Origin of the sequence: Ferdinandcohnia sp. QZ13, assembly GCF_031324165.1 — a bacterium.
Lineage (GTDB): Bacteria > Bacillota > Bacilli > Bacillales > Bacillaceae_L > Ferdinandcohnia.
In genome coordinates, this window is sequence record NZ_JAVIVW010000015.1 from 875,678 (window position 1) to 902,110 (window position 26,433).

At 38.0% G+C, this 26,433-nt stretch carries 28 protein-coding genes, 2 pseudogenes and 1 riboswitch; of the genes and pseudogenes, 9 read left to right on the forward strand and 21 right to left on the reverse strand.

All coding sequences use genetic code 11. The annotated features are described in order from the left end of the window. Positions 1-183 precede the first annotated feature (183 nt). Positions 184-654 (forward strand): divergent PAP2 family protein, encoded by a 471-nt coding sequence (locus RGU12_RS18095; protein WP_309537270.1) that lies wholly within the window; start codon positions 184-186, stop codon positions 652-654. 31 nt (positions 655-685) lie between these two features. On the opposite strand, the gene spsC is transcribed toward RGU12_RS18095, so the two are convergent. From spsC to RGU12_RS18120, 5 genes are all read right to left on the reverse strand, one after another. Further along, entirely contained in the window at positions 686-1,369 is a 684-nt protein-coding gene (gene spsC / locus RGU12_RS18100; RefSeq protein ID WP_396232393.1) for a stationary phase survival protein SpsC, read from the reverse strand. A 156-nt stretch (positions 1,370-1,525) separates the two neighbouring features. Then, positions 1,526-1,852, reverse strand: coding sequence for a YuiB family protein (locus tag RGU12_RS18105; RefSeq protein ID WP_309537271.1), 327 nt, complete (start codon positions 1,850-1,852; stop codon positions 1,526-1,528). Positions 1,853-2,173: 321 nt separating this feature from the next. Next, the gene (locus RGU12_RS18110; RefSeq protein WP_309537272.1) at positions 2,174-3,400 is read right to left on the reverse strand and encodes an NAD(P)/FAD-dependent oxidoreductase; all 1,227 of its coding nucleotides are present in this window, start codon (positions 3,398-3,400) and stop codon (positions 2,174-2,176) included. A 342-nt stretch (positions 3,401-3,742) separates the two neighbouring features. Continuing rightward, positions 3,743-4,108, reverse strand: a complete 366-nt coding sequence (locus RGU12_RS18115; RefSeq protein ID WP_309537273.1) for a HesB/IscA family protein — start codon at positions 4,106-4,108, stop codon at positions 3,743-3,745. Between the two features lie 249 nt (positions 4,109-4,357). Further along, a complete protein-coding gene (locus RGU12_RS18120; protein ID WP_116352975.1) occupies positions 4,358-4,594 on the reverse strand; it encodes a YuzB family protein in 237 nt (78 codons plus the stop codon). A 199-nt stretch (positions 4,595-4,793) separates the two neighbouring features. Here RGU12_RS18120 and RGU12_RS18125 point away from each other — a divergent pair, with 199 nt between their 5' ends. Then, positions 4,794-5,861 carry an NAD(P)/FAD-dependent oxidoreductase gene (locus RGU12_RS18125; protein ID WP_309537274.1) on the forward strand — a complete coding sequence of 356 codons (1,068 nt, stop codon included), beginning with the start codon at positions 4,794-4,796 and terminating at the stop codon, positions 5,859-5,861. Between the two features lie 779 nt (positions 5,862-6,640). On the opposite strand, the gene RGU12_RS18130 is transcribed toward RGU12_RS18125, so the two are convergent. Next, a complete protein-coding gene (locus tag RGU12_RS18130; RefSeq protein WP_309537275.1) occupies positions 6,641-6,970 on the reverse strand; it encodes a YuzD family protein in 330 nt (109 codons plus the stop codon). Between the two features lie 215 nt (positions 6,971-7,185). Here RGU12_RS18130 and RGU12_RS18135 point away from each other — a divergent pair. Then, a pseudogene (locus RGU12_RS18135) lies at positions 7,186-7,407 on the forward strand (NifU family protein); the annotation flags it as partial. A 106-nt stretch (positions 7,408-7,513) separates the two neighbouring features. Here RGU12_RS18135 and thrB read toward each other — a convergent pair. The 5 genes from thrB to yutH form a co-directional block, all read right to left on the reverse strand. Further along, positions 7,514-8,431: a homoserine kinase gene (gene thrB / locus RGU12_RS18140; RefSeq protein ID WP_309537276.1), complete on the reverse strand. Its 918-nt coding sequence runs from the start codon at positions 8,429-8,431 to the stop codon at positions 7,514-7,516. Further along, positions 8,421-9,488 carry a threonine synthase gene (thrC, locus tag RGU12_RS18145; RefSeq protein WP_309537277.1) on the reverse strand — a complete coding sequence of 356 codons (1,068 nt, stop codon included), beginning with the start codon at positions 9,486-9,488 and terminating at the stop codon, positions 8,421-8,423. The genes thrB and thrC overlap by 11 nt, the downstream gene beginning before the upstream one ends. Further along, positions 9,485-10,783: a homoserine dehydrogenase gene (locus RGU12_RS18150; RefSeq protein WP_309537278.1), complete on the reverse strand. Its 1,299-nt coding sequence runs from the start codon at positions 10,781-10,783 to the stop codon at positions 9,485-9,487. The genes thrC and RGU12_RS18150 overlap by 4 nt, the downstream gene beginning before the upstream one ends. A 226-nt stretch (positions 10,784-11,009) precedes the next feature. Next, positions 11,010-11,999, reverse strand: a complete 990-nt coding sequence (locus tag RGU12_RS18155; RefSeq protein WP_309537279.1) for a 2-hydroxyacid dehydrogenase — start codon at positions 11,997-11,999, stop codon at positions 11,010-11,012. Positions 12,000-12,043: 44 nt separating this feature from the next. Next, positions 12,044-13,057 (reverse strand): spore coat putative kinase YutH, encoded by a 1,014-nt coding sequence (gene yutH / locus RGU12_RS18160; protein WP_309537280.1) that lies wholly within the window; start codon positions 13,055-13,057, stop codon positions 12,044-12,046. Positions 13,058-13,197: 140 nt separating this feature from the next. On the opposite strand from yutH, the gene RGU12_RS18165 reads away from it, so the two are divergent. Continuing rightward, positions 13,198-13,698, forward strand: a complete 501-nt coding sequence (locus tag RGU12_RS18165) for a phosphatidylglycerophosphatase A family protein (protein ID WP_309537281.1) — start codon at positions 13,198-13,200, stop codon at positions 13,696-13,698. Positions 13,699-13,792: 94 nt separating this feature from the next. Then, on the forward strand, positions 13,793-14,002 hold the full coding sequence (locus RGU12_RS18170) for a hypothetical protein (protein WP_309537282.1): 210 nt from the start codon (positions 13,793-13,795) through the stop codon (positions 14,000-14,002). Positions 14,003-14,025: 23 nt separating this feature from the next. Here RGU12_RS18170 and nucF read toward each other — a convergent pair whose 3' ends face one another. After that, complete coding sequence (gene nucF, locus RGU12_RS18175; protein WP_309537283.1) at positions 14,026-14,796, reverse strand: 5' nucleotidase NucF; 771 nt, start codon at positions 14,794-14,796, stop codon at positions 14,026-14,028. Between the two features lie 18 nt (positions 14,797-14,814). After that, positions 14,815-15,252 carry a type VII toxin-antitoxin system HepT family RNase toxin gene (gene hepT, locus RGU12_RS18180; protein WP_309537284.1) on the reverse strand — a complete coding sequence of 146 codons (438 nt, stop codon included), beginning with the start codon at positions 15,250-15,252 and terminating at the stop codon, positions 14,815-14,817. Positions 15,253-15,409: 157 nt separating this feature from the next. On the opposite strand from hepT, the gene RGU12_RS18185 reads away from it, so the two are divergent. Together RGU12_RS18185 and RGU12_RS18190 are read left to right on the forward strand one after the other, a co-directional pair. After that, positions 15,410-15,676 carry a DUF3055 domain-containing protein gene (locus tag RGU12_RS18185; RefSeq protein WP_116352962.1) on the forward strand — a complete coding sequence of 89 codons (267 nt, stop codon included), beginning with the start codon at positions 15,410-15,412 and terminating at the stop codon, positions 15,674-15,676. Positions 15,677-15,788: 112 nt separating this feature from the next. Then, on the forward strand, positions 15,789-16,019 hold the full coding sequence (locus RGU12_RS18190) for a cytosolic protein (RefSeq protein ID WP_309538285.1): 231 nt from the start codon (positions 15,789-15,791) through the stop codon (positions 16,017-16,019). A gap of 25 nt (positions 16,020-16,044) precedes the next feature. Here RGU12_RS18190 and RGU12_RS18195 read toward each other — a convergent pair whose 3' ends face one another. Continuing rightward, positions 16,045-16,332, reverse strand: coding sequence for a YutD family protein (locus RGU12_RS18195; protein ID WP_309537285.1), 288 nt, complete (start codon positions 16,330-16,332; stop codon positions 16,045-16,047). Positions 16,333-16,439: 107 nt separating this feature from the next. Here RGU12_RS18195 and RGU12_RS18200 point away from each other — a divergent pair. Then, a pseudogene (locus RGU12_RS18200) lies at positions 16,440-17,084 on the forward strand (YhcN/YlaJ family sporulation lipoprotein); the annotation flags it as partial. Between the two features lie 221 nt (positions 17,085-17,305). Here RGU12_RS18200 and lipA read toward each other — a convergent pair. After that, the gene (lipA, locus tag RGU12_RS18205) at positions 17,306-18,208 is read right to left on the reverse strand and encodes a lipoyl synthase (protein ID WP_309537287.1); all 903 of its coding nucleotides are present in this window, start codon (positions 18,206-18,208) and stop codon (positions 17,306-17,308) included. Between the two features lie 298 nt (positions 18,209-18,506). Here lipA and RGU12_RS18210 point away from each other — a divergent pair, with 298 nt between their 5' ends. Next, positions 18,507-19,442, forward strand: coding sequence for a M23 family metallopeptidase (locus tag RGU12_RS18210; RefSeq protein WP_309538286.1), 936 nt, complete (start codon positions 18,507-18,509; stop codon positions 19,440-19,442). A gap of 375 nt (positions 19,443-19,817) precedes the next feature. On the opposite strand, the gene RGU12_RS18215 is transcribed toward RGU12_RS18210, so the two are convergent. From RGU12_RS18215 to RGU12_RS18240, 6 genes are all read right to left on the reverse strand, one after another. Beyond that, the gene (locus RGU12_RS18215; protein ID WP_116352958.1) at positions 19,818-19,934 is read right to left on the reverse strand and encodes a MetS family NSS transporter small subunit; all 117 of its coding nucleotides are present in this window, start codon (positions 19,932-19,934) and stop codon (positions 19,818-19,820) included. Then, positions 19,931-21,472, reverse strand: coding sequence for a sodium-dependent transporter (locus RGU12_RS18220; protein ID WP_309537288.1), 1,542 nt, complete (start codon positions 21,470-21,472; stop codon positions 19,931-19,933). The genes RGU12_RS18215 and RGU12_RS18220 overlap by 4 nt, the downstream gene beginning before the upstream one ends. A gap of 249 nt (positions 21,473-21,721) precedes the next feature. Further along, the gene (locus RGU12_RS18225; RefSeq protein WP_309537289.1) at positions 21,722-23,305 is read right to left on the reverse strand and encodes a Na+/H+ antiporter NhaC family protein; all 1,584 of its coding nucleotides are present in this window, start codon (positions 23,303-23,305) and stop codon (positions 21,722-21,724) included. A gap of 139 nt (positions 23,306-23,444) precedes the next feature. Further along, a riboswitch (Lysine riboswitch) is annotated at positions 23,445-23,628 on the reverse strand. 92 nt (positions 23,629-23,720) lie between these two features. Then, a complete protein-coding gene (yunB, locus tag RGU12_RS18230) occupies positions 23,721-24,434 on the reverse strand; it encodes a sporulation protein YunB (protein WP_309537290.1) in 714 nt (237 codons plus the stop codon). 171 nt (positions 24,435-24,605) lie between these two features. After that, entirely contained in the window at positions 24,606-24,908 is a 303-nt protein-coding gene (locus RGU12_RS18235; RefSeq protein ID WP_309537291.1) for a YunC family protein, read from the reverse strand. 110 nt (positions 24,909-25,018) lie between these two features. Beyond that, complete coding sequence (locus tag RGU12_RS18240) at positions 25,019-26,422, reverse strand: bifunctional metallophosphatase/5'-nucleotidase (RefSeq protein WP_309537292.1); 1,404 nt, start codon at positions 26,420-26,422, stop codon at positions 25,019-25,021. Positions 26,423-26,433: the final 11 nt, after the last annotated feature.

Sequence of the window (26,433 nt, forward strand, 5' to 3'; positions counted from 1 at the left end):
CTTATTTTTACCTTTTTATTATAAACTTCGAGACACTAAATTTCATCTGAAGAAGATTCATTTTGCAGACATTCGCAAATTCTTTTATAATAACAGTAACAATTGGCGAACACGCTGATTTTTATAAGATTATCCTATCAACTAAAGAGAAAAAGTGCATTCTAATGAGAGGACGTAGTTTACATGGAGCTTTTTACGAATTTCCCCCTTTGGGCCGCACTTGCCGCAATTGGATTTGCGCAGTTTGTTAAGGTCCCGCTACATTTTTTTGTGACTAGAAACGTTGATTGGTCCCTAATTACGAGCACTGGTGGTATGCCTAGCTCCCATTCAGCGGCTGTAACAGCTTTAACAACAGGAATTGCCCTTGAGCAAGGAGTCGGTTCTCCTTTTTTCGCAATATCTACGGTTTTTGCCGTAATTGTCATGTTCGATGCTTCCGGTGTTCGCAGACACGCTGGTGAACAGGCTACCGTTCTCAACAAACTTGTTGCAGACTTTCAAAAATTTGCGGAGGATGCAAAGCTATGGCCAAGGCTTGATGATGAAAGAAAACGAAGTGAGTTAAAAGAATTATTAGGTCATAAACCAATTGAAGTATTCTTTGGTGGTTTGACAGGTATTTTATTAACATTCTTACTTTATGTTTTATAAAACAAAAATGGCTAATCATTGCGATTAGCCTTTAACTTTTTTCACCTAATATTTGTTGTCGAAATACCTGCATGGATTTATCCTCATTCATGGCAGCAATTTCTTCTTCTGATATTTTACCGTCACCCATTTTAATTACATAGACATCGAGGGTTCTTTTCCCCCATTTATTATAAACATCATGAACAGTTTCATAATACAAATCAATTTTATTTCCTTTAATCGCCCCACCTTTATCGGCAACCACACCATACCCATAATCAGGGATAAACAGGATGGTTCCAATTGGAAAGACATTTAAATCGGCAGCGATGGTAGAATACAGATCACGCTTGACCTTTACACCAGAGTAAGTGATTCCATAGGAAGGGTGATTGGCATCTTTACCTGTCGATTCAACTCCCGCTGTGTAGCCAGTCGCAACAACTGTTTTGGTCGGGTATTTTGAAAAATCAATGGCTTCCTCGATTGGTAGTGTACTTTCAACACTCGAAGCTGTGACCACTTTATTTCCTTGAATGCGCAACATCAATTTGGAGGCCAATCCGACACTTTTGATTACAACTGTTTGCGATTTCTTTTTCATTTGGTCGCTTGCCCAGTTTGAAAGGTCTTTCGTCTGCACTCCGGAAAAAGATTGGAACGTAGTGAATAGTGCGAATGTAACTAACACCGTCATTACACTTCTTCTTATAATTGTGTTTAGATCAAACACATTTTTCCACTCCTCTCACGACTCTATTTCTTTCCAATTCGGTTAGAAATTATTCGTTTTGGGGTGGAAAATAATTCATGTATAAAAAAGAGACGTAAGGATTTCTATCACAGAATCCTTACGTCTCTTTCAACACAATTATATGGAAATGGTTTTCTAAAACATTCTGTATCCTTTTTTTCGAAGGAGCTTAATGACTACTCCCGATAAAACTGCACCAGCAAGACCGCTAAGTAAAATCGCAATATCTAAAGGAGCTAAAGTCATGATGCTATTCCCTAAAGAGCGAAAAGCAGTTCCTGGTGATGTAAAATAGTTGAGAAAGGAAACCTCTTGAATAATGGCCAACCCAATTACCGGGTAGATAATAGCCATAATCCACGACATCCTTAAAAGCATGTTAAGAATAAATCCAATTCCAAAAAATAAAACGAAAAACAACAGCATCGAAATTAATAATATCGGTAAAAAACTGAATGACATGGTACCTCTCCTCCAGTAACAAATGCGCAAGCGCCTAAAGCGAATCATCGCCTAAATACCGCCACTTCCTGTGGCAAACGTCGATGTCAGCACTTCCTGTGCAAGTCTGACAAGCACAAGACGAGATGGCTGGAAGGTTGTACTTTGACCTTCTTGACAGATTGGCTTGTGACCTCGAGGGGCTAGGCGCTGGAGCTGGACGCACAAATCCCTTCCTAGTGTACTAAAGGGATGGAACGTAAGTCAATTGATTTTACTCTGATTATATGGACAAATAGTGAAAAAGGAATGCGAGTCTCCCCACATTCCTTTTAGATTATCTTATAAAAATTTCAATTTACCTTTTTTAAGAACGAGTGATGGTCCACCAACGATGAAGAGTGCACGATTGTCGATTACTTTCTTCATGAATGCTGCTTTGGATCCCCAAATCTTTCTACCGAATACAACTCCGATTCCATCATGCTCGCCAAGTGAACATACTGTTCCTTTATTATCGAACGTAAATTCACCAAGCTCACCTTGACCACGAACAAGAACTGCAATGTTTTTCGCCACTAATGCACCTTGTTGCATAGCAATTTGTGCAGTTGGTGGGTATGGACGGTTGATTTCTTCGTTAATAACTAATGAGCTGTCACCAACAAAGAAGATATTGTCATGTCCTGGTGCGCGAAGCTGCTTGTCAACCTTCACACGTCCACGCATTGCTTCAAAACCAGATGCATCGATTACGCTGTTTCCACGAACACCTGCTGCCCAAACGACAGTACTAGCTTTAATTTCTTCAGTCACATCATCTTTCCCAACGATGATTCCATCAGGTGTTCCTTCTTTGATTGCAGTACCAATCTTGAATTCTACGCCTTTTTTCTCTAAGTGGTTAACTGCATATTCAACTAATTCAGGATCGAAGCCTGGTAGCGCAGTTGGAGCAGCCTCCACACAGATGATTCTTACTTTATTTTGATCAACATCATATTCACGGCAAAGCTCAGGAACTCGGTTAACTAGTTCTCCTAAAAACTCAATTCCAGTAAATCCTGCTCCACCAACAACGATTGTAAGACGCCTATCGTCTTTTTCCTCTTCTGTATTATAAGTTGCAAATTGATATTCAATATGCTCTCTAATTTGACGAGCAGTATTTACGTTTGAAATCGTAAATGCATATTCTTTTAAACCTTTAATACCAAATGTTTCAGATTCTCCGCCCAATGCAACAACTAAATAATCGTATTCAACCTGTGAATCATCTTCAAGGATTACACGCTTTCCTTCAGTGTCAATCTTTGCTACAGAGCCTTTTACAAACTTAACTTTATGTCCACTAATTACATCTTCAATTTGATAACGTACGCGATCCGCATGTAAAGTTCCTGCAGATGCTTCATGTAACCAAGTGGTTTCATAGTGATAATCATTTTTATTAACAAGTGTAATATCCGCTTCATTTACACCTAATGTTTTTTGTAGGTTAACGATAGTAGTTAATCCACCGTATCCTGCTCCTAAAACGACGATTTTTGGCTTTCTCACTGTAATCACGCCCACCTTTTCTTTTTTGCAGTAAAAATTTAGCTTATTCCTATTTTCAACTGCAAGCTCTGATTTTATTGATAAAATAGTTTGTGATATCTTTCACGTAAGATACCATGATTGGACATAAAAAATTACGACATTTGTCAAAAAGTTTTACTATTTAATATCCATATCCTATAATAGGACTTTTATATTGATATTTCAAGTACTTCAGGGGCATTTTAAAACTTAAGAATATTAAAAAAACAATAGTTTTTGACCTTTGTAAGAAAAAAGTCATTTTATCGACTAAAAATTGCCATATTTGGAATAAAAAAAGTTAGGCTCGGATTAAGCCTAACTTTTTATTTAACAATTTTCAGGTGTTCCAGCTACTTTAGCAGTACGGAAGGAAGAACCACAACCACAAGAAGCAATAGCATTTGGGTTATCAATGGTAAATCCGCCACCCATTAGGGATTGTTTGAAGTCTATTTTTACACCGTTTAAAATCGGAGCATCTTCTTTATTGATAAGGATCTTAATTCCATGTTGTTCATCATGAAGGTCTTGTTCGTTTTCTTCTTGTTCAAAGCCCATTCCGTATGAAAGCCCACTACAACCGCCACCTTTAACAGCAACACGTAAGAAGGATCCTTCTTCTTCATTTTGTTTCATCATATCTTTAATTTGGAAAGCTGCTGCCTCGGAAATATTAACGACACGATCTGTCATCCTCGTAACCTCCCTCTTTTTTAAAATCAGGTTATTACTATAAGTATAATGTTAAATTGAATTTGACACAAATAATCCGTTTCGTACAAAATTTTCTTTTTCTTTAAGTTTAAAACAAGAATTTTTTGACCACAATGAGACTATCCCCCGTTTTTTTAGAAACTCTTCATTATCTAATGGAGGGTTTTCTTTTTGCCAAAAACAAGAAAAAGCAGTATGGTGACTGCTTTTTCCGAAATATATATAATGTTAGAACATTGGGTTCTCTTCTAAATAGGTATAAATATTTTTAACTAGCTCTTCTGCTGTTTCACCAGTAACTACATCCCCATTTACAAGAGCATAAAGTGACTCAAAACACTGACCACAATAGCTTAGGCATCCATACTCAATCACATCAAGATTCGGATCCTGTTCGAGGATTTCCTTTGCCTTCTCGGAGCCACTCGCCAAATTACTAACACAAAATTCAATGATAGGATTCACTGGTTTTTTCACCTCACTACAACTACCTATCGTACTCTCTTTTCATCCATACGTCAATTTTGCTGATATCTGTTGTTATTTTGTCACATTTTCGCTATACTTTATGTGTCTTTGAAAAGGATTACAGATTCAGATATATAATGTATGTAAAGTATGAAATCGTTTCAACTAAAGAGAGGAACAAAAGGGGATAATCATCATGAAAAATCTTGTTATACTTGGTGGAGGGTATGGTGGAATGCGAATTTTACATCGCTTGCTGCCCAATCAATTACCCGATGGTTTTAAAATCACCTTAATTGATCGAGCACCTTATCATAGCTTGAAAACAGAATTTTACGCACTTGCCGCAGGTACCATTTCCGATTCACATGTTCGTGTAACATTTCCTGAGCACCCTCGTTTGCACGTAAAATTCGGGGAAGTTACAGGCATTGATATGAATGAAAAGCTGGTTCATATGAAAGATGAAGAACCAATACAATATGATGACCTAGTAATTGGATTAGGCTGTGAGGATAAATATCACAATGTACCTGGTGCCAAGGAATTCACTTATAGCATTCAATCAATTGACAATGCGAGGGCCACCTATCAAAAACTCAATAATCTTCCCGCAGGTGCAACCGTTTCGATTGTAGGAGCAGGTTTAAGTGGGGTTGAACTAGCAAGTGAACTTTATGAAAGCAGACCGGACTTGCAAATTAAGCTTTTTGATAGAGGACAGCATATTCTCTCGGCTTTCCCGGAAAAATTGAGTGTGTACGTTGAAAACTGGTTTGATAAAAACGAGGTTGAGATCATTAATAACTCAAATATAACGAGAGTTGAAGAAAACGTCTTATTTAATAATGACCAGCCTGTTCAAAGTGATGTTGTTGTTTGGACCGCTGGCATTCAGCCAAATAAAGTTGTTCGTGACTTAGATGTTGAAAAAGACGGCAGTGGTCGTGTGGTTTTAACTCCACAACATAACCTGCCGAATGATGAACATGTCTATGTCGTTGGGGACTGTGCAAGTCTACCTCACGCACCAAGTGCCCAGCTTGCTGAAGGCCAGGCAGAGCAAATTGTTCAGGTTCTTTTAAAGCGCTGGAAAGGGGAAGCCCCACCAACGGAGTTTCCTAGAATCAAGCTAAAAGGTGTACTAGGTTCCTTAGGTAAAAAAGAAGGCTTTGGTTTAGTAGCAGAACGTGCACTCACAGGACGTGTGCCACGTATGTTAAAATCCGGGGTACTATGGATGTATAAGTATCATAATGGATAATTAATTGTAAAATCGCGGTACCATTTGGTACCGCGATTTCTATTTTGTTAAGGAAAACGCTGTTCTGGGCCAGTTCCGTTTTGACTAGCTTTAGCCTTTAAGCTCCTCAGTGACATTTGAGTATTTTTTCAGTTGAGTTTTGTCTTTGAGAGTACGCCTCAGAGACATTTCAGGTCTATTGCTTCTGTGATTTGTCTTCGAGAGTAGGCTTCAGAGACCTTTCATTACTCTTACATCAGCTTTTTGTCTTTGACAACCTGTCTCAGAGACTTTTAGGTGTTCTCGCTTCTGTGTTTTGTCTTCGAGAGTAGGCTTCAGGGACACTTCATTACTCTTACATCAGCTTTTTGTCTTTGACAACCCCTCTCTGAGACATTTCAAATCATTCGCTTCTGTGTTTTGTCTTCGAGAGTACGCCTCTGAGACATTTCAAATCATTCGTTTCTGTGTTTTGTCTTCGAGAGTACGCCTCTGAGACATTTCAGGTCTTTTGCTTCTGTGATTTGTCTTCGAGAGTAGGCTTCAGAGACATTTCATTACTCTTACATCAGCTTTTTGTCTTTGACAACCCGACTCTGAGACATTTCAGATCATTCGCTTCTGTGATTTGTCTTCGAGAGTAAGCTTCAGGGACATTTCATTACTCTTACATCAGCTTTTTGTCTTTGACAACCCGCCTCGGAGACAGGTTCTACTCATTGAGCAGTAATTTGTTCTTCAATCATTTTTTACCCTACAAAAAAAGCAAGGAAGATCGCGTCTCCCTTACTTTCTTTCATTTATTCAGCTGCTTTATACCCGTATTTCTCCATCTCAGCATAAATCGTTTTTAGTTTGGGACTACCTTCTCCGACAATATTGCCTTCTAAGACAACGACAGGATAAAACATATCCTCCTCAATCACTCGAGTGGCAAATGTTTTTTTCCCTTCGTCCCCTGGTGGATCAAAAATATCAATATGTGTAATATCGAAGGGTTGGTTTGGAAACTTTCTACTCAATGCTGCTTCGAGCCATTCATACGTCTCCTTTGAAGAAGGAAGATTTACACAGCTAGGGCAAAGTACTTCTGCACCATATACACAGATTTCGACTTTTTGCTTTTCCATCACTTTCACCCTTTCCCGAATCGTATCTTTTTTCATTGTACTAAAAATCTGGTAATATGGACATAGAAAGTAATTAAGAATTCATCATGGATTTTCTCAATATACGTATGTAATTAAATATTGGAAAAAAGCATTACTTGGTTTTAATAGATTTTTTCCAGTAAACAGATTATAATAATTATAAAGGTATGAGGAAAGGAGTCAATCGAATGGATATCAAAGAGCAAGTACAAGAAGTGTTAGATAAACTTCGTCCATTTTTACTTCGTGATGGCGGAGACTGCGATTTAGTTGATGTAGAAGACGGTGTTGTTAAGCTTCGTTTATTAGGTGCTTGTGGAAGCTGCCCAAGCTCTACAATTACACTAAAAGCTGGAATTGAACGTGCCTTATTAGAAGAAGTTCCAGGTGTAGTCGAAGTTGAACAAGTTTTTTAATAAATAATTCATGCGATGCCTCAGATTTTGAGGCGTTTTTTTTTGCTTTTAAATGTTAGCGGGAATAATAATTCAAAGAAGCGAAAACCTAGTTGGTTTCGCTTCTTTATTCATGTAGCGACAGTGAAGTTAATTTACTGCCGTTTTTCTCAATCGATACTTCCTCTACCTGATATCCTTCAAATACAAGGGATAGGTCTGCTTTCAACTGCTTTCCTCGTCCACTTTCGGTAAAACAAATCACAGTTGGTCCTGCTCCACTAATGGCAACACCAAATGCCCCTGCTCTCTTAGCAACTCGATGAATGCTGTTGAATTCGGGAATCAGCTTTGCCCGATATGCTTGATGGAATAAATCCATATCCATCATTTTCCCTATTAACTCAAGGTTCTTTGTTAAAAGGGCTGCGACCATCACATTGCTGATAGAGCTAGCTTTTACGGCATCTTGATAAGATAATTCTGTTGGAAGCACACTACGAGCATCCTTCGTTTTCAACTCATATGGAGGAATGACAACGACCATATCAAAAGATAGATCACTCACATGAATAAGATCGGTGCCCTCGCTTCCACGATGACTTCCAATGACTAACCCCCCATATAGAGAAGCCCCTACATTATCAGGATGTCCTTCAAAATCACAAGCTAATTCAAGCTTTTGTTGATTGGTTAATTGAAGTTGACCAAGCTCATTTACAAGCTCAATTGCCGCGATAATGGCAGCTGCGCTACTCCCAAGGCCCCTCGCTAACGGAATATTGCTGTGTACATGAACCTTGCAGGGAGGTAGCTCACATGAGAAAATGGTAGCCACCTTCGCTGCTATTTGATAGATAAAATTTTCGTTATTTGTTGGTGTGTCAGCAATTTCTTCTGTTTGCAGAACAAACTCCCACTGATTACTTGGTTCGACCTGAAGAGTTAAAAAACGATTGACCGCCAATCCTAATGAATCAAATCCAGGTCCGAGATTTGCTGTGCTTGCTGGTACTTTGATTTGAAAGGCTTGATCAAACTTCATGTAAAACGGCTCCTCGTATATGATCATAAACAGCCTTTTCATCATTAGGTAATACAACAGGCTTGATTGAAGTTGCTTCAATTGCGATATTTGGATCCTTTAATCCATTACCTGTTAAGACAGCAACTACCCGGCTACCTTTTTTAATTTCACCACTGCGAACCTGCTTGATGACGCCTGCAATTGATGCACAAGAGCCTGGTTCTGCAAACACGCCTTCTTTTCGTGCTAATAATTGGTAGGCTTCCAGGATTTCTGCATCTGACACTTCATCAATTTTTCCATTCGACTCACTTGCAGCTACAACGGCTTTATCCCAGCTTGCAGGGTTTCCAATTCGAATCGCAGTTGCAACTGTCTCAGGCTCTTCAATGACTTTATTTTTTACAATTGCTGCTGCACCTTCTGCTTCAAAACCTCGCATCTCAGGAAGTCCTGTATTATGACGCTCATGGTATTCTTTAAACCCTTTCCAGTATGCTGTAATATTCCCAGCGTTTCCAACCGGTATTGCCAATACGTCAGGAGCTCCGTCCAACTGTACACAAATTTCAAACGCAGCTGTTTTTTGACCTTCAATTCGATATGGGTTTACAGAGTTTACAAGTGTAATAGGTGCAGTTTCACTAATATTACGAACCATCTTTAAGGCATGGTCGAAATTTCCTTCGATTGAAATAATCTCTGCACCATACATAACTGCCTGGGCTAATTTCCCCATTGCAATTTTCCCTTCAGGAATAACAACGATACAGCGAAGACCAGCACGTGCTGCATATGCCGCCGCTGCTGCCGATGTATTTCCAGTTGATGCACAGATAATGGTGTCACTGCCTTCTTCAATCGCTTTTGCAACAGCCATAACCATTCCACGGTCCTTAAAAGAGCCAGTCGGGTTAGCCCCTTCTACTTTTACATATAATTCAACACCAAGCTCTTCTGAAATAGAATGAAGTGGAATTAATGGTGTATTTCCTTCATTTAATGAAAGCATTGGAGTATTTGTATTTACCGGTAAATATTCGCGAAATTGTTGTAATAGACCCTGCCATCTCATGCCTGGTTTCCTCCCTCAACTCGATAAGAGCTTTTCACTTCTTGGATAATTTGTAAATCTCTAAGCTGCACTAAAATTTCCTCGTAGTCTCTTAATGATGCTTCATGAGTAACAAGAACAATTTCAGCTACATTTTTATTCTTTAACGGTAATTGAAGAATTTTCTCAAAGCTTACACCACGTTCAGAGAATAGGGATGTAATTTTTGCAAATGCTCCAACCTGATCCTTTACGTGAATACGTAAGAAATATTTAGAGAAAATCTCAGAGTCTTCTTTTAATTTTTTCTCATATTGAGGTGATACAGCACTGCGACCATTTACCCCAAGTCGCATATTTTTCATAACCCCTACTAAATCAGAAACAATGGATGTTGCAGTTGGTAAACTACCTGCTCCAGGTCCATAGAACATTGTTTCACCGACTGCTTCTCCATACACATATACCGCATTATATTCGTCATTCACTCCAGCAAGTGGGTGTGATTCTGGAAGTAGTGTTGGTTGAACACTTACCTCAACCTTCTCTCCCTTACGATGGGCCGTACCAATTAACTTAAGCACATAGCCTAAACGTTTACTATATTCAATATCCTCGCTTGTTACAGACGAAATTCCTTGAACACGAACATCTTTAAGTTCGATATTCATTGAGTATCCTAAAGACGCCAAAATTGCCATCTTTCTTGCTGCATCAAGTCCTTCCACATCTGATGTTGGGTCGGCTTCCGCATAGCCAAGTTCCTGTGCTTCTCTCAATACCTCTTCATAGGCACTGCCAAACTTGCTCATCTTTGTTAAAATGAAGTTCGTAGTTCCGTTCACGATTCCCATCATTTTAATGATTCGATCAGACGCAAAGCCATCGACTAAACCCCGGAGGATTGGAATCCCACCAGCAACACTAGCTTCATAGAACAAGTCACAACCATTTTCAGTTGCAACTTTTAAAAGTTCTGGGCCATATAACGCCATTAGGTCCTTATTAGCCGTTACAACATGTTTTTTATTACGTAGAGATTGAAGCACTAATTGTCTTGTGTCCTCCACTCCACCCATTACCTCTATAACTACATCAATTTCAGGATCTTCAATCACGTCATTTGGATTTGTAGTCAAGAATGAAGGATCAATTTCTACTGATCGGTGTTTATGAATATCTTGAACTAATACCTTCTTTACTTCTATTGGGCAACCAACTTGGTGCATTAATTTATCTTGATGATTTTTTAAAATCGTTACAACCCCACTACCAACCGTACCTAATCCTAATAGTCCAACCGATATACTTTTCATTTACTTACCGCCTCTCTTGTATTCCCCAGAAATACATTTGTCTTCCTATAAAAGACATTATAGTAGTGATACTTTGTTTTTACAAGTACTTTTTTTCATGCATTCATTATGAAAACGCTTAACAGACTGATATAAAAGGATATTTTTTTATAATAAAGATTCTTTTCAAAACATTCCATCTATAAAAAAGAACACCTTCATCGCGAAGGTGCCCTTGAAAATCTTTTCATTTTACAGACAGTTCCCACTCTTTGTTAACAAGAGTCTTTGGTTGTTTATTGGATAGAACAAGCTCAATATTTTTACAGCAGAGCTCCATCATGGCTACTCGAGTTTCCGTACTTGAAGAGCCAATATGAGGCAATGCTACGACATTTGGTAAAGTCAATAATGGATGACCAGCATCCACAGGTTCCGTTGCGAACACATCTAAACCAGCTGCTGCAATCTCACCATCAACCAATACTTGATACAGTGCTTCTTCATCAACGACTGGTCCTCTTGAAACGTTTATGAACACAGCAGACTTTTTCATTTTCTTAAAGCTTTCTTGATTAAATAAGCCTCTAGTTTCCTCTGTGAGTGGTGTTAAACATACGATAAAATCCGAGTTCTCAATCACCTCGTCAAAGGTTGCATAGGAACAACCGATACGTTCCTCCGCCATTACATTCCGAGAACGATTATGATAAAGTATATCCATCTCAAAACCAGTCGCCCGCTTTGCTACTGCTTCGCCTATTTTGCCCATTCCTACAATCCCAATTGTTTTATGGTGAACATCATGACCAGCAAGTAATAATGGACTCCAGCTTTTCCACTCACCATTTTTTACAAATTCTGCTGCTTCAACGACTTTTCTTGCAGTTGCGAGCAACAAAGCAAAGGTTAAATCAGCTGTTGTGTCGGTTAAAACATCTGGCGTGTTACATACAGCGATACCCTTTTGATTCGCATATTCTACGTCAATATTGTCAAAACCAACAGCAAGATTTGCAATTACTTTTAACTTTGGTGCTGCATCTAGAAGTTCTTTGTCGATTTTTTCTGATAACATGGTTAACAGAGCATCAGCCTTTTTTACTTCATCAAGAAGTACCTCTCTTGGAACGGCCTTTTCTTCCTCGTTCCACATATGTACTTCAGCTATGTCCATGAGTGGTTGAATAGCTTCATTGGATAGTTTTCTTGTAATAAAAACATATGGCTTCATCATTTTTTACCTCTTATATAGATTATTCATGTGCTGTTTCTATAGTATCATATATTTTTATTTTGAAGCCAACTGATGTTCGGAATTGTTAGTCTTTTTCGTTCTACTCCTACATTTGATAAAAAGGTGGCTAAAAAGCGTTCATGATCACTTGAATGCTTTAGCATTGAATCCAATCTTTGTAATTGGATTTCCTTTTTGTTCTCCGATTCTGTCATATAATATCCTTCGATACATTCGAAAAAATGGAGTGGAAACAATAGTCTGGCATATAAAAGTCTCCACGAAAAGGGAGAAAGCGGACTGACTCGCTCATACTCTTTCATAAAATGGAGGATTTGCCCATTTTGTCTTGTTTCACCACTGGCATATTGATCACGGATAAATTCAGCCAAATCCCTTGTGCAATGATCAAACACCCAGTCTGTTGGGAGCTTCGTAAATGACTCTTTATCCCATGCCATTTCTGAAAAACGATGATGACAAATCGTCGCTGAATCGATTGCTGAAGGTGTTTCGTCCATTTCCGTATCAACGAGGTATTGAATTGCATTTTCCGTTAACCCTATATAATATGGGAAAGCTTCAACAAATAAGGATTCAAAACGGTTCTGTGGATGTTGTTTCACTTTTTCCTTCCAGAACAACTCCATTTGATCCAATCTTCTCTCCCAAAGGAATTTCCATTGCCCAATTCGATTTACCTTATTGACCCGATAAGGGAAGCTCCTGCCTCGATTATGAAAACGAGCCAATTCATACCCAACTGTATTTGTAATCCGATGGCTATAAACAGGGATTCTAATCAGCACAACCTCTTCATCATGAATAGTTGTGCTTAAATTCCCATCTGTTGTAGGTAAAATAGAACCTACACGTATATCACCTTTTTGAATCATATAATCGCTAAGATGTTTGATTTCATACAGTTCTTCCTGTTCCACATATGGTATTGGCACAATACAATATATTATATTTCGATAGATGATTGCATCATAACCAAATGCTTTTATGAACCGGTCCACCTTTATTTTGTATCGTTCATTAAGTATATCCTTCATAAATCATCACCCCTCGCACATACTATGTAACTACGTAATAGTCTTTAAAACATCTATATGAAACAAATCGTTATTACTTGTGGTAAACTAGTAAATATTAGCAAATTATTTTGAAATTCTTAGAAATTAGGTGAATTCAGATGAGCGAAGAAAATAAAATAAACGAAATCGAAAGAACTGCCAGAAAATGGTTAGAGGAAAGAGGCGTTACCATTCAGGATATTGCCGAACTCGTATACTTTTTACAAAGCAAATATCATCCAGACTTAAAAATGGAGGAATGTGTGCATAATGTTGATCGCGTTTTAACGAAACGTGAAATTCAAAATGCAATCTTAACAGGAATCCAATTAGATAAACTTGCTGAAAAAGGTTTACTTGAGGAACCTCTACTTTCCACTATTAAGGTTGATGAGGGACTCTACGGTGTAGATGAAATCCTGGCCTTTTCGATTGTAAATGTATATGGCTCAATTGGTTTTACAAATTACGGATACATCGATAAGAAGAAACCAGGTATCTTGGAGCGGCTAAATGACAAATCAACTGGCGAATGTCACACATTTTTAGATGATATTGTGGGAGCAATCGCAGCTGCTGCATCAAGTCGATTAGCACATAGAGCAGCAAATACGAATTAATTGAAATGACCAAATCGTAACGATTTGGTCATTTTATATTGGATAATAATGGTATATTTAATTTACAAACTGTTTTGTTAGAATGAGGTGTGGTATGGACATATTTTTTAAAATTCTAGGCCTTATTTTTATAGCAATTGCGCTAATGATCACCTTTTCATTAAAAAAAGAAGCAAAAAATCTTGAAAGCCAAGTTCTACATAGAAGTATTGTGAACCGCTGGACGAGACGCTACAGAACATCAACAATTCTGATGGGGATTGGATGCATTTGTGTCATAACAGGGCTTATTCTTTCCATGTAAAAAGCGCTCAACCTGAGCGCTTTTTAAATTCGTTCCATCCATTCTTTTAAGCTGTTAATTGCGTAAGTAGGTTGACGGTCATATCCTTTTAAAAGTTCAGCAGTTGTCACGCCTGTATGGACAAGAAGTGTATCAATACCTGCATTCATGCCTGCCATGATGTCAGTGTCATAATAATCACCAATCATCAATGTATCTTCTTTTGCAATTCCTAATTTCTTTTGGGCTTGCTCCATAATCACTTTTTCCGGTTTTCCGATAAATATCGGTTGAACGGTTGTTGAAACAGCGACAACTGAAGTCAAGGAACCATTGCCTGGTAAAAGTCCTCTTTCAGTTGGAATTGCTATATCACCATTTGTTGATATAAAGGTTGCTCCATTGCGGACAGCCAAACAAGCAAGAGTAAATTTCTCATAAGTAATTGAACGGTCGATTCCGACAACAACAAAGTCTGGATTCTCTTCCTGAATTGTGAATCCTTTTTCCTGTAGTGCTTGGCGAATTCCTTCCTCCCCAATCACATACACCGTTCCACCCTGCTTTAAATCGTACATATAGTTTGCAGTTGCTTGGCTTGTTGTGAATACCTGATCCTCTGTACAGGCAATATCAAAATCACGAAGCTTTGCTGCAACCTGTTCTGGTGTTCTTGAAGAATTATTGGTGACAAATAAATATGGAATTTGTTTTTCATTTAGCGCATTTACAAAATCACATGCTTCTTGAATGCGCTCAGTTCCACGGTACATTGTACCATCTAGGTCGAATAAATATCCTTTGTATGTTTTCACTACTTCTATCACCTTTTGTTAATTTTTAAATGCCGAAACAGGCCCTAGTTCATTTTCTAAATAGGATCTAACAGCTTCTGGAAAGCTGTTTAGACTTTGTTTATGATTTTGGAAACTTGAAATGATCTCTTCATGATTGATTTCAAGGTAGTCTTGAACAATTACTTTGCGGAAACGAATGATTGCTTTTAGATCATTTGCAACCTGAGTTGTAACCACCTTTTCATCTTCAAGGATGTCAATAATATCTTCATAGCTACCAGGGTCACGCATGATGAAGCCATCAATCATTGAATTCCCAACATCTAAAATCGCTTCAATTAAAAGCTGGGAAATCCTCTCTAATGCCTTCTTTTCAATTGTGCTTGTCCAATTTGTTTTCGCTTCTAATAAATCTACATTTTCTTCGTAAAAAAGAAGGGTCTTCTCAATCTTTTTCCGGTCAACAAAATACACAGTATCACCTTCTATTAATAATCCTTTATTACACCACATATTATTTTACCATAAAGTTCATCATCAATCATGGTATACGAGATTTAATAATTCGTTTTCTAATTGCTATACCTTTGTTATGATAATGTAAACGACTGTTTTAAAAGGAGAATCCATTATGTCTGAACGTTTTTTCTTATATGATGACACGGTTGACACCCAAACACGATTTATAAGCTTTATGGGAGAAAACCAACGTTATGATTTAGCGATTATTCAGTCTGATCGTTATTATGGTAAGCATATTGTATTAAATATTTTAAGTAATCGCTTTGCCATTATCGGCAGAGATGATCTAGATGAACCTGGTTATATTGAACACGCTTTCCAACTCTCAGAGGAAGAAGCGGAGGAATTACGCTCTTTTCTGTATGAAATTGTCTAACATATTTGTGGAAATCCCTGAAAACACTATAGATAAAAAGTGAGGTGTTTTACAGGTGACTGAAAAAGATAAGGAAGAAATAAGGTATACGGACTTTTCGAATGTGGAGACGATGAGAGACTTTCTCACTTCTGAGGAATTTCCTGAAGGTCCTGCTGGTGCTCCAGGCGGTGAGGAAACACCTGTTGAAAACAAAAGTACCCCTTGGAAAAAGGGTCAACGGTATTATACACCGTTTAATTACGAATTTAAGTCTCTTCACCAAGACTTACCACGCCAATTTCCAGGTGCTCATCCTACACATGATGACAAGGATGAAAATGCCGAACCCCCTTATGATTAATAACTGCATGAAAAAAGTACAGGTACTATGCCTGTACTTTATTTTTTACCTTTTTTAAAACAAAATAGGCACAACCAAAATTACAATACTCGTATAAATACTCGGAAAGGGTACTGATTTTTGTATCAAAGGATGCTTTTTGGTTTTTATCATCAAAAAATCCTTTTAAACGAAGCTGTTCATAACCCCAGTCTCCGACTATATAATCATATTTCGCAAGGATGTCGCTATATCTTGCCCGGAAGGCCTCTTCATTAAATCCGTCTTTTAGCTCATCCACAAGCTCATATGTACTGTTATTGATACTAATCACTTTTGTTCACACCCCTTATTATATATCCATTATAGCCAATCAACCCATCAATTACTATGCGAAATTTTCGTTGAATTGGTCAACCTACAATTGAGGGGGTGTCAAGATTGAAAAAGTATACAATCATCTCAGGCTTAATTGCCTTATCAGCATTAACAGGCTGTGGTGCTTCTGACGATAATGCAGGAGTGTTCCATGAAAGTGGAAATACCATCAATCGTATTGACCAAAATGAGCTATACAATAAAAACGGAGTTAAAAACAATGGCAAGGAAATGACGAACTTTGGCTATGTTCGTCACCAAAAAAATCCAATCCCTGGTAAGGCAAATGTTTACACGAATATGCCAGCAATGAATCGAGAAAAAGTAGCGGATTTGATTAGTAAAATCTGTACCTACATTCCGGATGTTAATGACGTAGCGACACTAGTTACAGATGAAGAGGTTCTTGTTGTATATGATACCGATTCAAAGGACCGCAACTTAACGGCAGACCAAGTAAAACGTTCTGCGCTTTCCGTTGTCCCACGGTTTTATCATGTATACGTTTCAGATGATCCGGACATGATGAGTCAAATTGAAAGATTCGGAAGACTTGATTCTGACAGTCGCAATGTCGATCAGATTATAACATCTACAATCCAACAAATGATAAAATCTCCACAAGGTTACAAGGTAAGTGATGGAGAAAATGAAAATGGTGAAATGGAAGGTGGATTAAACCCTGAATATGAGCGTAAGGCTAGGGAAAATCAAGACTTCCTAAAAAATCCAAGCACCGGTACTGAAGGTGGAGATATCCACGACACCGGAAATAGAGGTACAACTGGAAATAAAGGAAATGAGGATCAAAAGAGGGATGATGGAAGAGACCTTTTAAGAAAAGGGTCCCAGTAGGCCGAAAAATTGATGAAGGACTCGAAGCTTGTTCTTGTTCTTCAACAACAAAAAAAGGGGGGCTCCCCCTTTTTTTATGCTTGTTGTTTAAGTTGTTGATTTGCTTTTGCCGCATTTACTTGTTCGTCTGCGTGGTAAGAAGAACGTACAAGTGGACCAGCTTCACAATGGCTGAATCCTTTACTTAAGGCAATCTCTTTTAATTCAGCAAACTCATCAGGATGGTAGTATTTTTGAACTTTTAAATGTTTCTTCGTTGGTTGTAGATATTGACCAATTGTCATGATATCTACGTTATTTGCACGAAGGTCGTCCATTGTCTCAATGATTTCTTCCTTCGTTTCACCTAAACCAATCATAATACTTGATTTTGTTGGGATATCTGGATACATTTCTTTTCCACGACGTAAAAATTCGAGTGAACGCTCATATTTTGCTCTTGCACGAACGCGGTCAGATAAACGTCGAACAGTTTCGATATTATGATTTAGAATGTCCGGCTTTGCATCCATTAACGTTTTTAAGTTATCGTACACCCCACCCAAATCAGATGGCAATACTTCGATTGAAGTAAATGGACTCTTTCTGCGAATCGCACGTACGGTTTCAGCAAATACCGCTGCTCCCCCGTCCTTCAAGTCATCACGTGCAACCATTGTAATTACGACATGCTTTAATCCCATTGTAGCGACAGAATCAGCAACGCGCTCAGGTTCTTTCCAGTCCAATTCATTAGGAAGCCCAGTCTTAACCGCACAAAAGCGGCAAGCACGAGTACACGTATCACCTAAAATCATAAATGTAGCCGTCTTACGAACAGCCCAACATTCATGAATATTTGGACATCTTGCTTCCTCACAAACGGTATGTAATTGCTTTTCTCTCATCATTTTCTTTAAACCAGTGTAGCTTTCATTCGTATTCAGTTTTATTTTTAGCCATTCAGGCTTTCGTAGATATTCCTCTTTGTTAGACATACTTTATCACTCCATTGCAAAGGCTATCCCTATTATACTCCTAAAGTAATGAAGAATCCAAGGATTAGCATAATTCGTAAAATGTCAAGCTTCCAACAATTAGTTATTATGAAAATAAAATGTTTTACCAAACTAACAAAGAAGAGTTCTTTTGAAAAAATATAAATTGTCTTAATCGTGAACATAGATGTCTTTAACAATAAAATATCCTTGCAATTTTTGAGAAAGGAGATTTGTCTGCGTGAAAAAAGTATTTGGAATAGTTGTTGTTATTTGTTTGTTTTTCACGGGAATCCCGATGGTTGCAAATGCAGCAGAGGGTAATCAAGATGTTTTTCAGGAACGAATGTATCTTTATTCTAAGATGGAAGCTTTAACCCAGATTCCTTGGTATTATTATGCGGCTATTGATCAATATGAACGAAGTATTCGCCGTGCCCGTAAAGATATACCGAAGGAAACAGGGTTGATTGGGATCTATATTAAGCCCGAAGTTTGGGCAGGTGCTTTAAATCCAAATTTAAATGATACGAACCCACTCAGTATACAGCTTTTTGGAGGAATTGGTTTAGATGGAAACGGAGATGGAATTGCGGACCAGACAAATGACGAAGATATCCTCTTCACGATATCAGAGCAAATTTTAGCGTATGGATCAGACCCTGATAATTTTAAAATTGGCTTATGGAATTATTACAAGCGTGATAAATCTGTGTCCCTTATCATGGGAATCGCCAAAATCTATTCAATATATGGAACCTTAGATTTAGATAAGCATGCTTTTCCGGTTCCTCTCGGCTATAATCACAGCTATAAAAACACGTGGGGAGATGCCCGTGGCTGGGGCGGTCGAAGAATGCATGAAGGTACGGATATTTTCGCAAGCTACGGTACACCTGTTCGTGCAACCTCATATGGGGTAATTGAAATGAAAGGTTGGAACCGCTTTGGTGGATGGAGGATCGGAATTCGAGACGTCAATAATACGTATCACTACTTTGCACACTTAAACGGATTTGCAAAGGATATTGCAATTGGCCAAGTTGTAGAGCCAGGTCAAATTATCGGTTCAGTTGGTAGCTCTGGATACGGACCACCAGGAACAGCCGGAAAATTCCCGCCCCATCTACATTACGGTATGTATAAGGACAATGGTTTTACAGAATGGTCTTTTGACCCATACCCTCATTTACGTGCATGGGAAAGAGCAGAACGAAAAGCAAGAAAAAGATGAAGCACAAAAGCGCAAGCGCCTTGAAATAGACCATCGACTAACTACTGCCACGTCCTGTGGCAAACGTCGATGTCAGCACTTCCTCGAAAATGCTATGCATTTTCTTCGTGCGAGGATCATGCTGTCGAAGCTTTCCTTGTCCTGTGCAAGTCCGACAAGCAATAAGACGAGCGCTGACAGAAGGCGCTTTTTGCCTTCCGAAGCGATTGGCTTATGACCTCGAGGGGCTAGGTGCTGGAGCTGGACTAGGATACACCCAATTAAAGTTATCCACAATGATAAACTTTATAATTTCCTAAACCAAAAGTAAAAAGGCTGTGGTGAAAATAATACCACAGCCTTTTTTCCGATCTATTTTGACCCTCTTTTTATAATTTACTCTGCTTGCTTTGCTTGTTTCGCCTTTATTCCAGCATATGCGATACTTGCTGCAAGACCTCCCCAAAGAATAACCATTCCAATAATCATCATTGCAATTGCTCCACCGGTCATAGTCCTACCCCCTTGTCGCTACTAGAAGAATAATTCTCCTCTAATGTGGCACGACTCCATTTTTTGAGCGATACGATTATTCCGAGTACAATGACTCCAACAGCAATAAATGCACCCGGGAAGAGGATGAATGAAGTTACATACCCTTCATAGTTTCCAGAGTCAGTTTCGAATTGTTGAAGAATATTTTGCTTGAATAAGTCAAACATCATATATCCTAATACGACTGGTGTTACAATTCCCAGACAGAACTTCCACCATCCGCCAGCACGCATATCTGAAACGGCATTCGCATGTGCTTGCAATGGATTCATTTGCTTGAAGACCCATGCAATTAGAATAACTTCAACTAATCCTGCAACTGCAATACCGAATTGGTTGATAAAGTAGTCAACAACATCTAGGAAGTATAAGCCCCCATTTGTTGAATACAGGATCGAAATAAGGGATGCTAAACCAGCACCGTATATCACAGATTTATTACGACTAATTTTAAATTTGTCTTGAACTGCGGCAATGAATACCTCACAGATTGAAATAAGGGATGTTAATCCGGCAAATACTAAAGATAAAAAGAATAAAGCTCCGAAAAACTCGCCAAAAGGCATTTGGTTAATAATTTGTGGGAAAACTGCAAATGCTAAACCAACACCTGCGGTTGCCACTTTATCTACAGGTACCCCTGACTGTGCTGCCATGAAACCTAGAGCTGCAAATACACCAATACCCGCTAATAATTCAAATCCTGAGTTTGCAAAACCAGTAATAAATGCGTTGTTCACTACATCGGACTTCTTAGGTAAATAACTTGCATAAGTAATCATAATTGCAAAACCAATTGATAAACTAAAGAAAATATGCCCGTATGCGGCAACCCAAACTTTCCCATCCATGATGGCATCCCAGTTAGGTTGGAAGAATGCATTTAAACCTGCACTTGCTCCTTCGAGTGTTACAGCACGAATTACGATGATTGTAAAGATCACCAATAATGTTGGAATAAAGATTTTATTCGCCTTTTCAATTCCTTTTTTAACACCTTTAAATAGAATAAATAGAGTAATTGCCCAAACAACAACCAATGGTCCAAAAACTCCAAGAACTGGTGCACCGACATCTCCAGGTGTTTCCGCTAAATGCAAGTATTTAGAGAATAGGAAGCCTCCTGTATCCTCACCCCATGCTTTATTAAACGAGAAGAATGTATAGGATATTGCCCATGCGATAATGACTGCATAATAGGTTGCAATGACAAAGGATATGAATACTTGCCACCAACCGAGCCATTCCATCTTCTTATTTAAACGGAAAAATGACAAAGGGGCTGATCCTCTAAATTTTTGTCCAATTGTAAATTCGAGAATTAGGATCGGTATTCCTGCTGTTAAAATGGCAAATAAGTATGGTAGAAAGAAAGCACCTCCTCCATTTTCATAAGCAACATATGGAAATCTCCATATATTACCCAGGCCAATCGCAGAACCGATAGCGGCTAATACGAAGCCTGCCCGCGTCCCCCATTGTGGACGATTATCCATAAAACAAACCTCCCCTTTTCCACTTTAGTCCATTACCGTGGTAGCCCTTTAGCACTAGACTGAAGTTGGAAATTTTAATATATTCAGATTATTGTCTATAATCTATCTATTAGTATAGCCAGTCTTTATTCCCGTGTCAAAAGTTATTTTAAGATTCGATTTATTTTTTATAAAAAAGAGACAAAGGTTCTATTTCCCTTGTCTCATACATATTATTTACATTCACTAAGCAAAAATCGAATAGTATTTTTATGCCTTTTTCATGTTTATTATTGTAATTACAAAGAGAACAAATAATACGACAGTCGTAAGCAATCCTAACATGGTATTGCCAGTTAGACCTAATACGACATAACCAATTGCTGCGAAAACAGCAGAAATGATGGCGTATGGAAGTTGGGTTATCACATGATCAATAAGATGACTGCCTGCACCTGTTGATGAAAGAATGGTTGTATCCGAAATTGGTGAACAGTGATCACCAAATACAGAACCAGCTAATACAGCAGCAAGAGCAGGAAGCATTAAATTGAGGTCTGACGCGGCTACGATATCCCCAGCGATTGGGAGCATCATTCCGAAAGTTCCCCAAGATGTTCCTGTAGCAAATGCCATGATACCTGCTACAACAAATAGGATAACAGGTAAAAAGGCAATATTTATATTAGATTTTTCAACAAGACCAGCCAAATATTTTCCCGTTTCAATCTGCCCAATTAAATCAACAATCACCCATGCAAATAATAAAATATAGACAGCAGGAAGCATTGATTTAATTCCCTCAATGATCCCCTTAGGGAGAAGACTTATACTAACTGCATTTTTTGCATAGACTTGGACAAGGAATAATAGTACGGTGATCATAATTCCAAATAAGCCACCGTATAATAGAGATCCAGTTACATCTGTGTTTTCCAAAATTGAAAAAATCGTTACATTACCTTCTGAAGCTTTATAGCCTGTCCAAAATAAGGAACCGACAGTACCAATAACTAATGCCATGATTGGCCAAACTAAATCTCCTACAGAGCCTTTTTCACTTTGAGGCAATTCTTGTTTTAATTCTCCAAGTACTGGCTTTTGGGGATCCATAACCTCTCCAGTAGTCATTGCTCGATTTTCATGAACCCTCATACTTCCGATATTAATATTAAATACTGCAACCGCAATGACCATTAACATCGCTGATACTACATATAAATTCATGGGGATGATTTGTATAAAAGCTGATAATGGTGAAACTTCAGATATCCCATGTGTTACTAGAATTGGTGCAATGATTGCAATAATATAAGCACCCCAGCTTGAAATCGGTGAGACCACACATATTGGTGCAGATGTTGAATCAATAATATAGGCTAGTTTTGCACGTGAAACCTTGTTCCGATCTGTAATAGGTCTGCTCACTTGTCCAACAGCCAACGCATTAAAGTAATCATCAATAAAAATAATAATACCTAAAACTGCAGCTAACAGCTGTGCACCTGTTCTTGTTTTAACCTTTGTTTGAGCCCATTCACCAAAGGCGCGGCTTCCTCCTGAGATTGAAATGAAGGCCGTGATAATACCTAGTAGGAATAAAAATAAGATAATATATACATTCCATGTATTTAGTGCACCTTCTGAAACAAAGACCGCTTTAAAGCTATTCCAAATGGTGAGAATAATGTTTTGCAGCCACGCACCGATTCCATCATTTAGTAAAATTTTTCCGTGTAGAACGACGGCAGCCGACACAATTCCGACTCCAAGTGAAAGTAGTACTTTCCGAGTTAAGACAACCATAAGAAGAGCAATGATTGGTGGGATAATTGAATAAATAGTTCCTGACATAATATGATCCTCCAAAAAACTTGATAATTCACAGAGGGCTCTTTGTACGTGGTGATAGAGATATTTTATACAAATAAAAAGAGAGTAATGATAGAAAATAACTATCATTACTCCCAGTAATGTTATGTTATCCTCCATCACGATCAGTAGCCCTCCATTATAGATTCGACTCTATAATGACAGTGTTACCCTTTTTCAAGGCAACCCCAACAAAAATAACATTGACAAGTTTATTTTTGCTTCGGCGAAAAATCCTTTCAACTATGATCCTCGTTGTCATCCTCACATAGTATACTCATATATTCCGCACCTCTACCTCATCGATCCGATAAGGTGGTTTATTCATTTTTGATTTCCTTTTGTAGTATAATTCATTACACTCTATAAATCAATTATTCTAATATAGCATTTTTTGTTAATCTGTTGGAATTTCAATAGAAGGTGAAGAATCACTACCATTGTTATAGAATTCAGGAACATCGTGCAATATATTTTGATTGATCACAGGAATAATGGTTTCGATTTCAACCTCGCCTGTTGAAAATGGTAAAATAACCTGCATGGTCACAGTGGCTAATACATTGTATTGAAACCATCCATTATTAATTCCCCACTCATCAATTCTTCCTTGTGGCGTTGTTTCTCCAAAACCGACCATATGAAATCGAATTGGAATTTCCGGACCTAAATTACCTAAGATAGCATTGTTTGATGCTTCACCTAGCGGTACTTTAAAAACAAATCCTGTTTGCCCTGTTGCATCATCTTTTTCAAGTTCTAAATTTGGGTATTCAAGTTTTTGAATGTCACCCTCATTTACATACTTTAAGTATTTTTCAATGTTTCCTAGGGTCTCTGTCGCCATTTTATTAACGATCTGTGTGTTGTAACTAATGACTTTTCCCGTTTCATCTGTTTGGACAATACTTAATTCCTCTTGAACTAATGCTTCCTCATTTATTTGTTGGTTTATCGCATTTTTGATAACAGTAGCAGCAACCTTTTTTGTTTCATTTTCAGCATATGCCATGAGCGCAGGTTCAATTGCTTTATTAATAATAAATAATCCGAGTAACGTCGAGAAGATAAAAAAGACAATGGTTATTAAAATGACGTAACGAAAAGGCAAGGGCCCTTTCCTTCTTGGTTGTAGGCGACGTCTGTATTTTGCCAAAAGAAAATCCCCCCTTACATGCTATATGTATGCAAGTAAGGGAGGATGTACGATAATTATTTTTTTAACAATATTCTGTTTGTAATTGCTTCTTATTTATATTGAATACCTTCTCAGGTGTTTGGTTTAGATCATTTTTAATAAGGCGTCTTTGCCTTTCATTCCTATTGAAATGCCTCTTTTCTCTGCTTCGTATGTGATTGATTCAAGGGGGGCATCCAGTAATTGCTCGATTGAACGAACACCAACTGCCCTACCAGCAATAATGCCTCGATCTTTAAGTTTTTCATTTAATAGTGCAACGTCGAGAGCACCACACATAATGTAGCCATTTTCATTTGTGACTGCCATAAAGTTTGTCTTAGGTAGTTTAACGGTAATGGCTGTAAATTGATGATTATCAATTATGATTGGTGTCATTGAGACCATTCCTAGCACACTCCTTTCCTTACTAATTTATGTATAGAGAAAGGAATTGTGTTAGAAATAGGTACTTGTCATAGACCTATCTTTAACGTACTTCTTTTGGCTAGGATTCTTTAGACCTTTTTACCAATTGATTTTATTTTTTCTGCTAAAAGATCCCTCAAAAATTCTGGCATATAATATTTTTTCTCCTTTGCATCCCTGATGACTGGAAAAAGCAATCCGAATGTAAACATATCAATTGTTGCGATGGAATATGTTTTTTCAGGATCTATCTCTTCACCATTAATTTTTATATTCGTGATATGGTCTACTCCATCTGAGAGCTTTTTAGTTTCGAGTTGAACCCCGTCATACACCATTTTGCCCATTACCTTTCCACGAAAGCCTAGACCTTTAATTCTAAGGTTTTCCATTTCATCTGTATTGGCCTGCAAAATGATTTCCTTCAGTTCATCACCTTTTACCCATACCTTACAAGGATTGATTGGATGTGGGCAGATTCGATGTAGGTCTTCTCTTGTTACTTTTCCGACTGGAAGCGAATCAAGCAATAGGCCAGCATTAACCATTGATAAATCTCCATCACACCATTCACGGAGCACTTCGGCTAAAAGTTTAGAAAATGACGTTTCAGCAAACCAATTGCTTAGTAATGGTTCGTCAATTACCGCGATAACATCATCTTTTAAAAGTTGAGTACTTTCCAATAAATAGTGTGAAAGGATTTCATTCGTTTTTTTGCTGTCTGGAAGCGATTTTGTTGGGATTACATTTGCTGTACTTTCAATAAGCTTTTTTTGTTCTGTATCAATTTTAAGTGTGACATGACCGATGTAATTCCCATATTTTTGTGCACAGCATAGCAATGTATTGTTAATTCGTTTTCCGTTTTCTAAAAGGTGATGGGTATGCCCACCAAGTAGAACGTCAACTTCTGGGAAGCGGCTTGCAATTTGTTCATCTTCATTAATCCCTAAATGAGACAATAACAGAATCATATCTGTCTGATCTTTTAGTTCATCAAGTGTTTCCCTTAAAACTACAAGTGCGTCTTTTATATTCCAGCCAAGCAGCTTATATAAACCAATATAATGAACCGTTAAACCAATCATTCCAATTTTAAAACCGCTTGGTAAGACGTAGATATCATAGGGACGAGCCCAATTTGGAAGCCTTCCGTTTTGGTCAAAAAGATTTGCAAGCAATACCTTAAATTCAGCTTCTTCATATAAAGAATCAAGATGTTCATAGGACATTGTAATTCCCTCATTGTTGCCGATGGTTGCATAATCGTATTGTAGCTGGTTTAAAAGCTTAACATTCGTTTTTCCATAGGAAGCCTCTGAAATCGGGTGAAAGCGATCGATATGGTCTCCGATATCCATTAATAACATTTCTTCATTGTTTTGTTGGTGAAGCTGTCTCATTTCTGTTATATATTTTGTGATTTTCGGCCATCGATCAAAATGGCTATGGAGATCGTTTGTATGATAAATATGTACTGTTTCAATCAATCCTCTCACCT

What these genes read in the sequence shown, in the direction of transcription:
- RGU12_RS18095 (WP_309537270.1), top strand. Translation starts at nt 184, where the DNA reads ATGGAGCTTTTTACGAATTTCCCCCTTTGGGCCGCACTTGCCGCAATT.
- RGU12_RS18105 (WP_309537271.1), bottom strand. Translation starts at nt 1,852, where the DNA reads ATGTCATTCAGTTTTTTACCGATATTATTAATTTCGATGCTGTTGTTT.
- RGU12_RS18115 (WP_309537273.1), bottom strand. Translation starts at nt 4,108, where the DNA reads ATGACAGATCGTGTCGTTAATATTTCCGAGGCAGCAGCTTTCCAAATT.
- RGU12_RS18125 (WP_309537274.1), top strand. Translation starts at nt 4,794, where the DNA reads ATGAAAAATCTTGTTATACTTGGTGGAGGGTATGGTGGAATGCGAATT.
- RGU12_RS18130 (WP_309537275.1), bottom strand. Translation starts at nt 6,970, where the DNA reads ATGGAAAAGCAAAAAGTCGAAATCTGTGTATATGGTGCAGAAGTACTT.
- thrB (WP_309537276.1), bottom strand. Translation starts at nt 8,431, where the DNA reads ATGAAGTTTGATCAAGCCTTTCAAATCAAAGTACCAGCAAGCACAGCA.
- thrC (WP_309537277.1), bottom strand. Translation starts at nt 9,488, where the DNA reads ATGAGATGGCAGGGTCTATTACAACAATTTCGCGAATATTTACCGGTA.
- RGU12_RS18150 (WP_309537278.1), bottom strand. Translation starts at nt 10,783, where the DNA reads ATGAAAAGTATATCGGTTGGACTATTAGGATTAGGTACGGTTGGTAGT.
- RGU12_RS18155 (WP_309537279.1), bottom strand. Translation starts at nt 11,999, where the DNA reads ATGATGAAGCCATATGTTTTTATTACAAGAAAACTATCCAATGAAGCT.
- yutH (WP_309537280.1), bottom strand. Translation starts at nt 13,057, where the DNA reads ATGAAGGATATACTTAATGAACGATACAAAATAAAGGTGGACCGGTTC.
- RGU12_RS18165 (WP_309537281.1), top strand. Translation starts at nt 13,198, where the DNA reads ATGAGCGAAGAAAATAAAATAAACGAAATCGAAAGAACTGCCAGAAAA.
- RGU12_RS18170 (WP_309537282.1), top strand. Translation starts at nt 13,793, where the DNA reads ATGGACATATTTTTTAAAATTCTAGGCCTTATTTTTATAGCAATTGCG.
- RGU12_RS18185 (WP_116352962.1), top strand. Translation starts at nt 15,410, where the DNA reads ATGTCTGAACGTTTTTTCTTATATGATGACACGGTTGACACCCAAACA.
- RGU12_RS18190 (WP_309538285.1), top strand. Translation starts at nt 15,789, where the DNA reads ATGAGAGACTTTCTCACTTCTGAGGAATTTCCTGAAGGTCCTGCTGGT.
- lipA (WP_309537287.1), bottom strand. Translation starts at nt 18,208, where the DNA reads ATGTCTAACAAAGAGGAATATCTACGAAAGCCTGAATGGCTAAAAATA.
- RGU12_RS18210 (WP_309538286.1), top strand. Translation starts at nt 18,507, where the DNA reads ATGGTTGCAAATGCAGCAGAGGGTAATCAAGATGTTTTTCAGGAACGA.
- RGU12_RS18215 (WP_116352958.1), bottom strand. Translation starts at nt 19,934, where the DNA reads ATGACCGGTGGAGCAATTGCAATGATGATTATTGGAATGGTTATTCTT.
- RGU12_RS18220 (WP_309537288.1), bottom strand. Translation starts at nt 21,472, where the DNA reads ATGGATAATCGTCCACAATGGGGGACGCGGGCAGGCTTCGTATTAGCC.
- RGU12_RS18225 (WP_309537289.1), bottom strand. Translation starts at nt 23,305, where the DNA reads ATGTCAGGAACTATTTATTCAATTATCCCACCAATCATTGCTCTTCTT.
- RGU12_RS18235 (WP_309537291.1), bottom strand. Translation starts at nt 24,908, where the DNA reads ATGGTCTCAATGACACCAATCATAATTGATAATCATCAATTTACAGCC.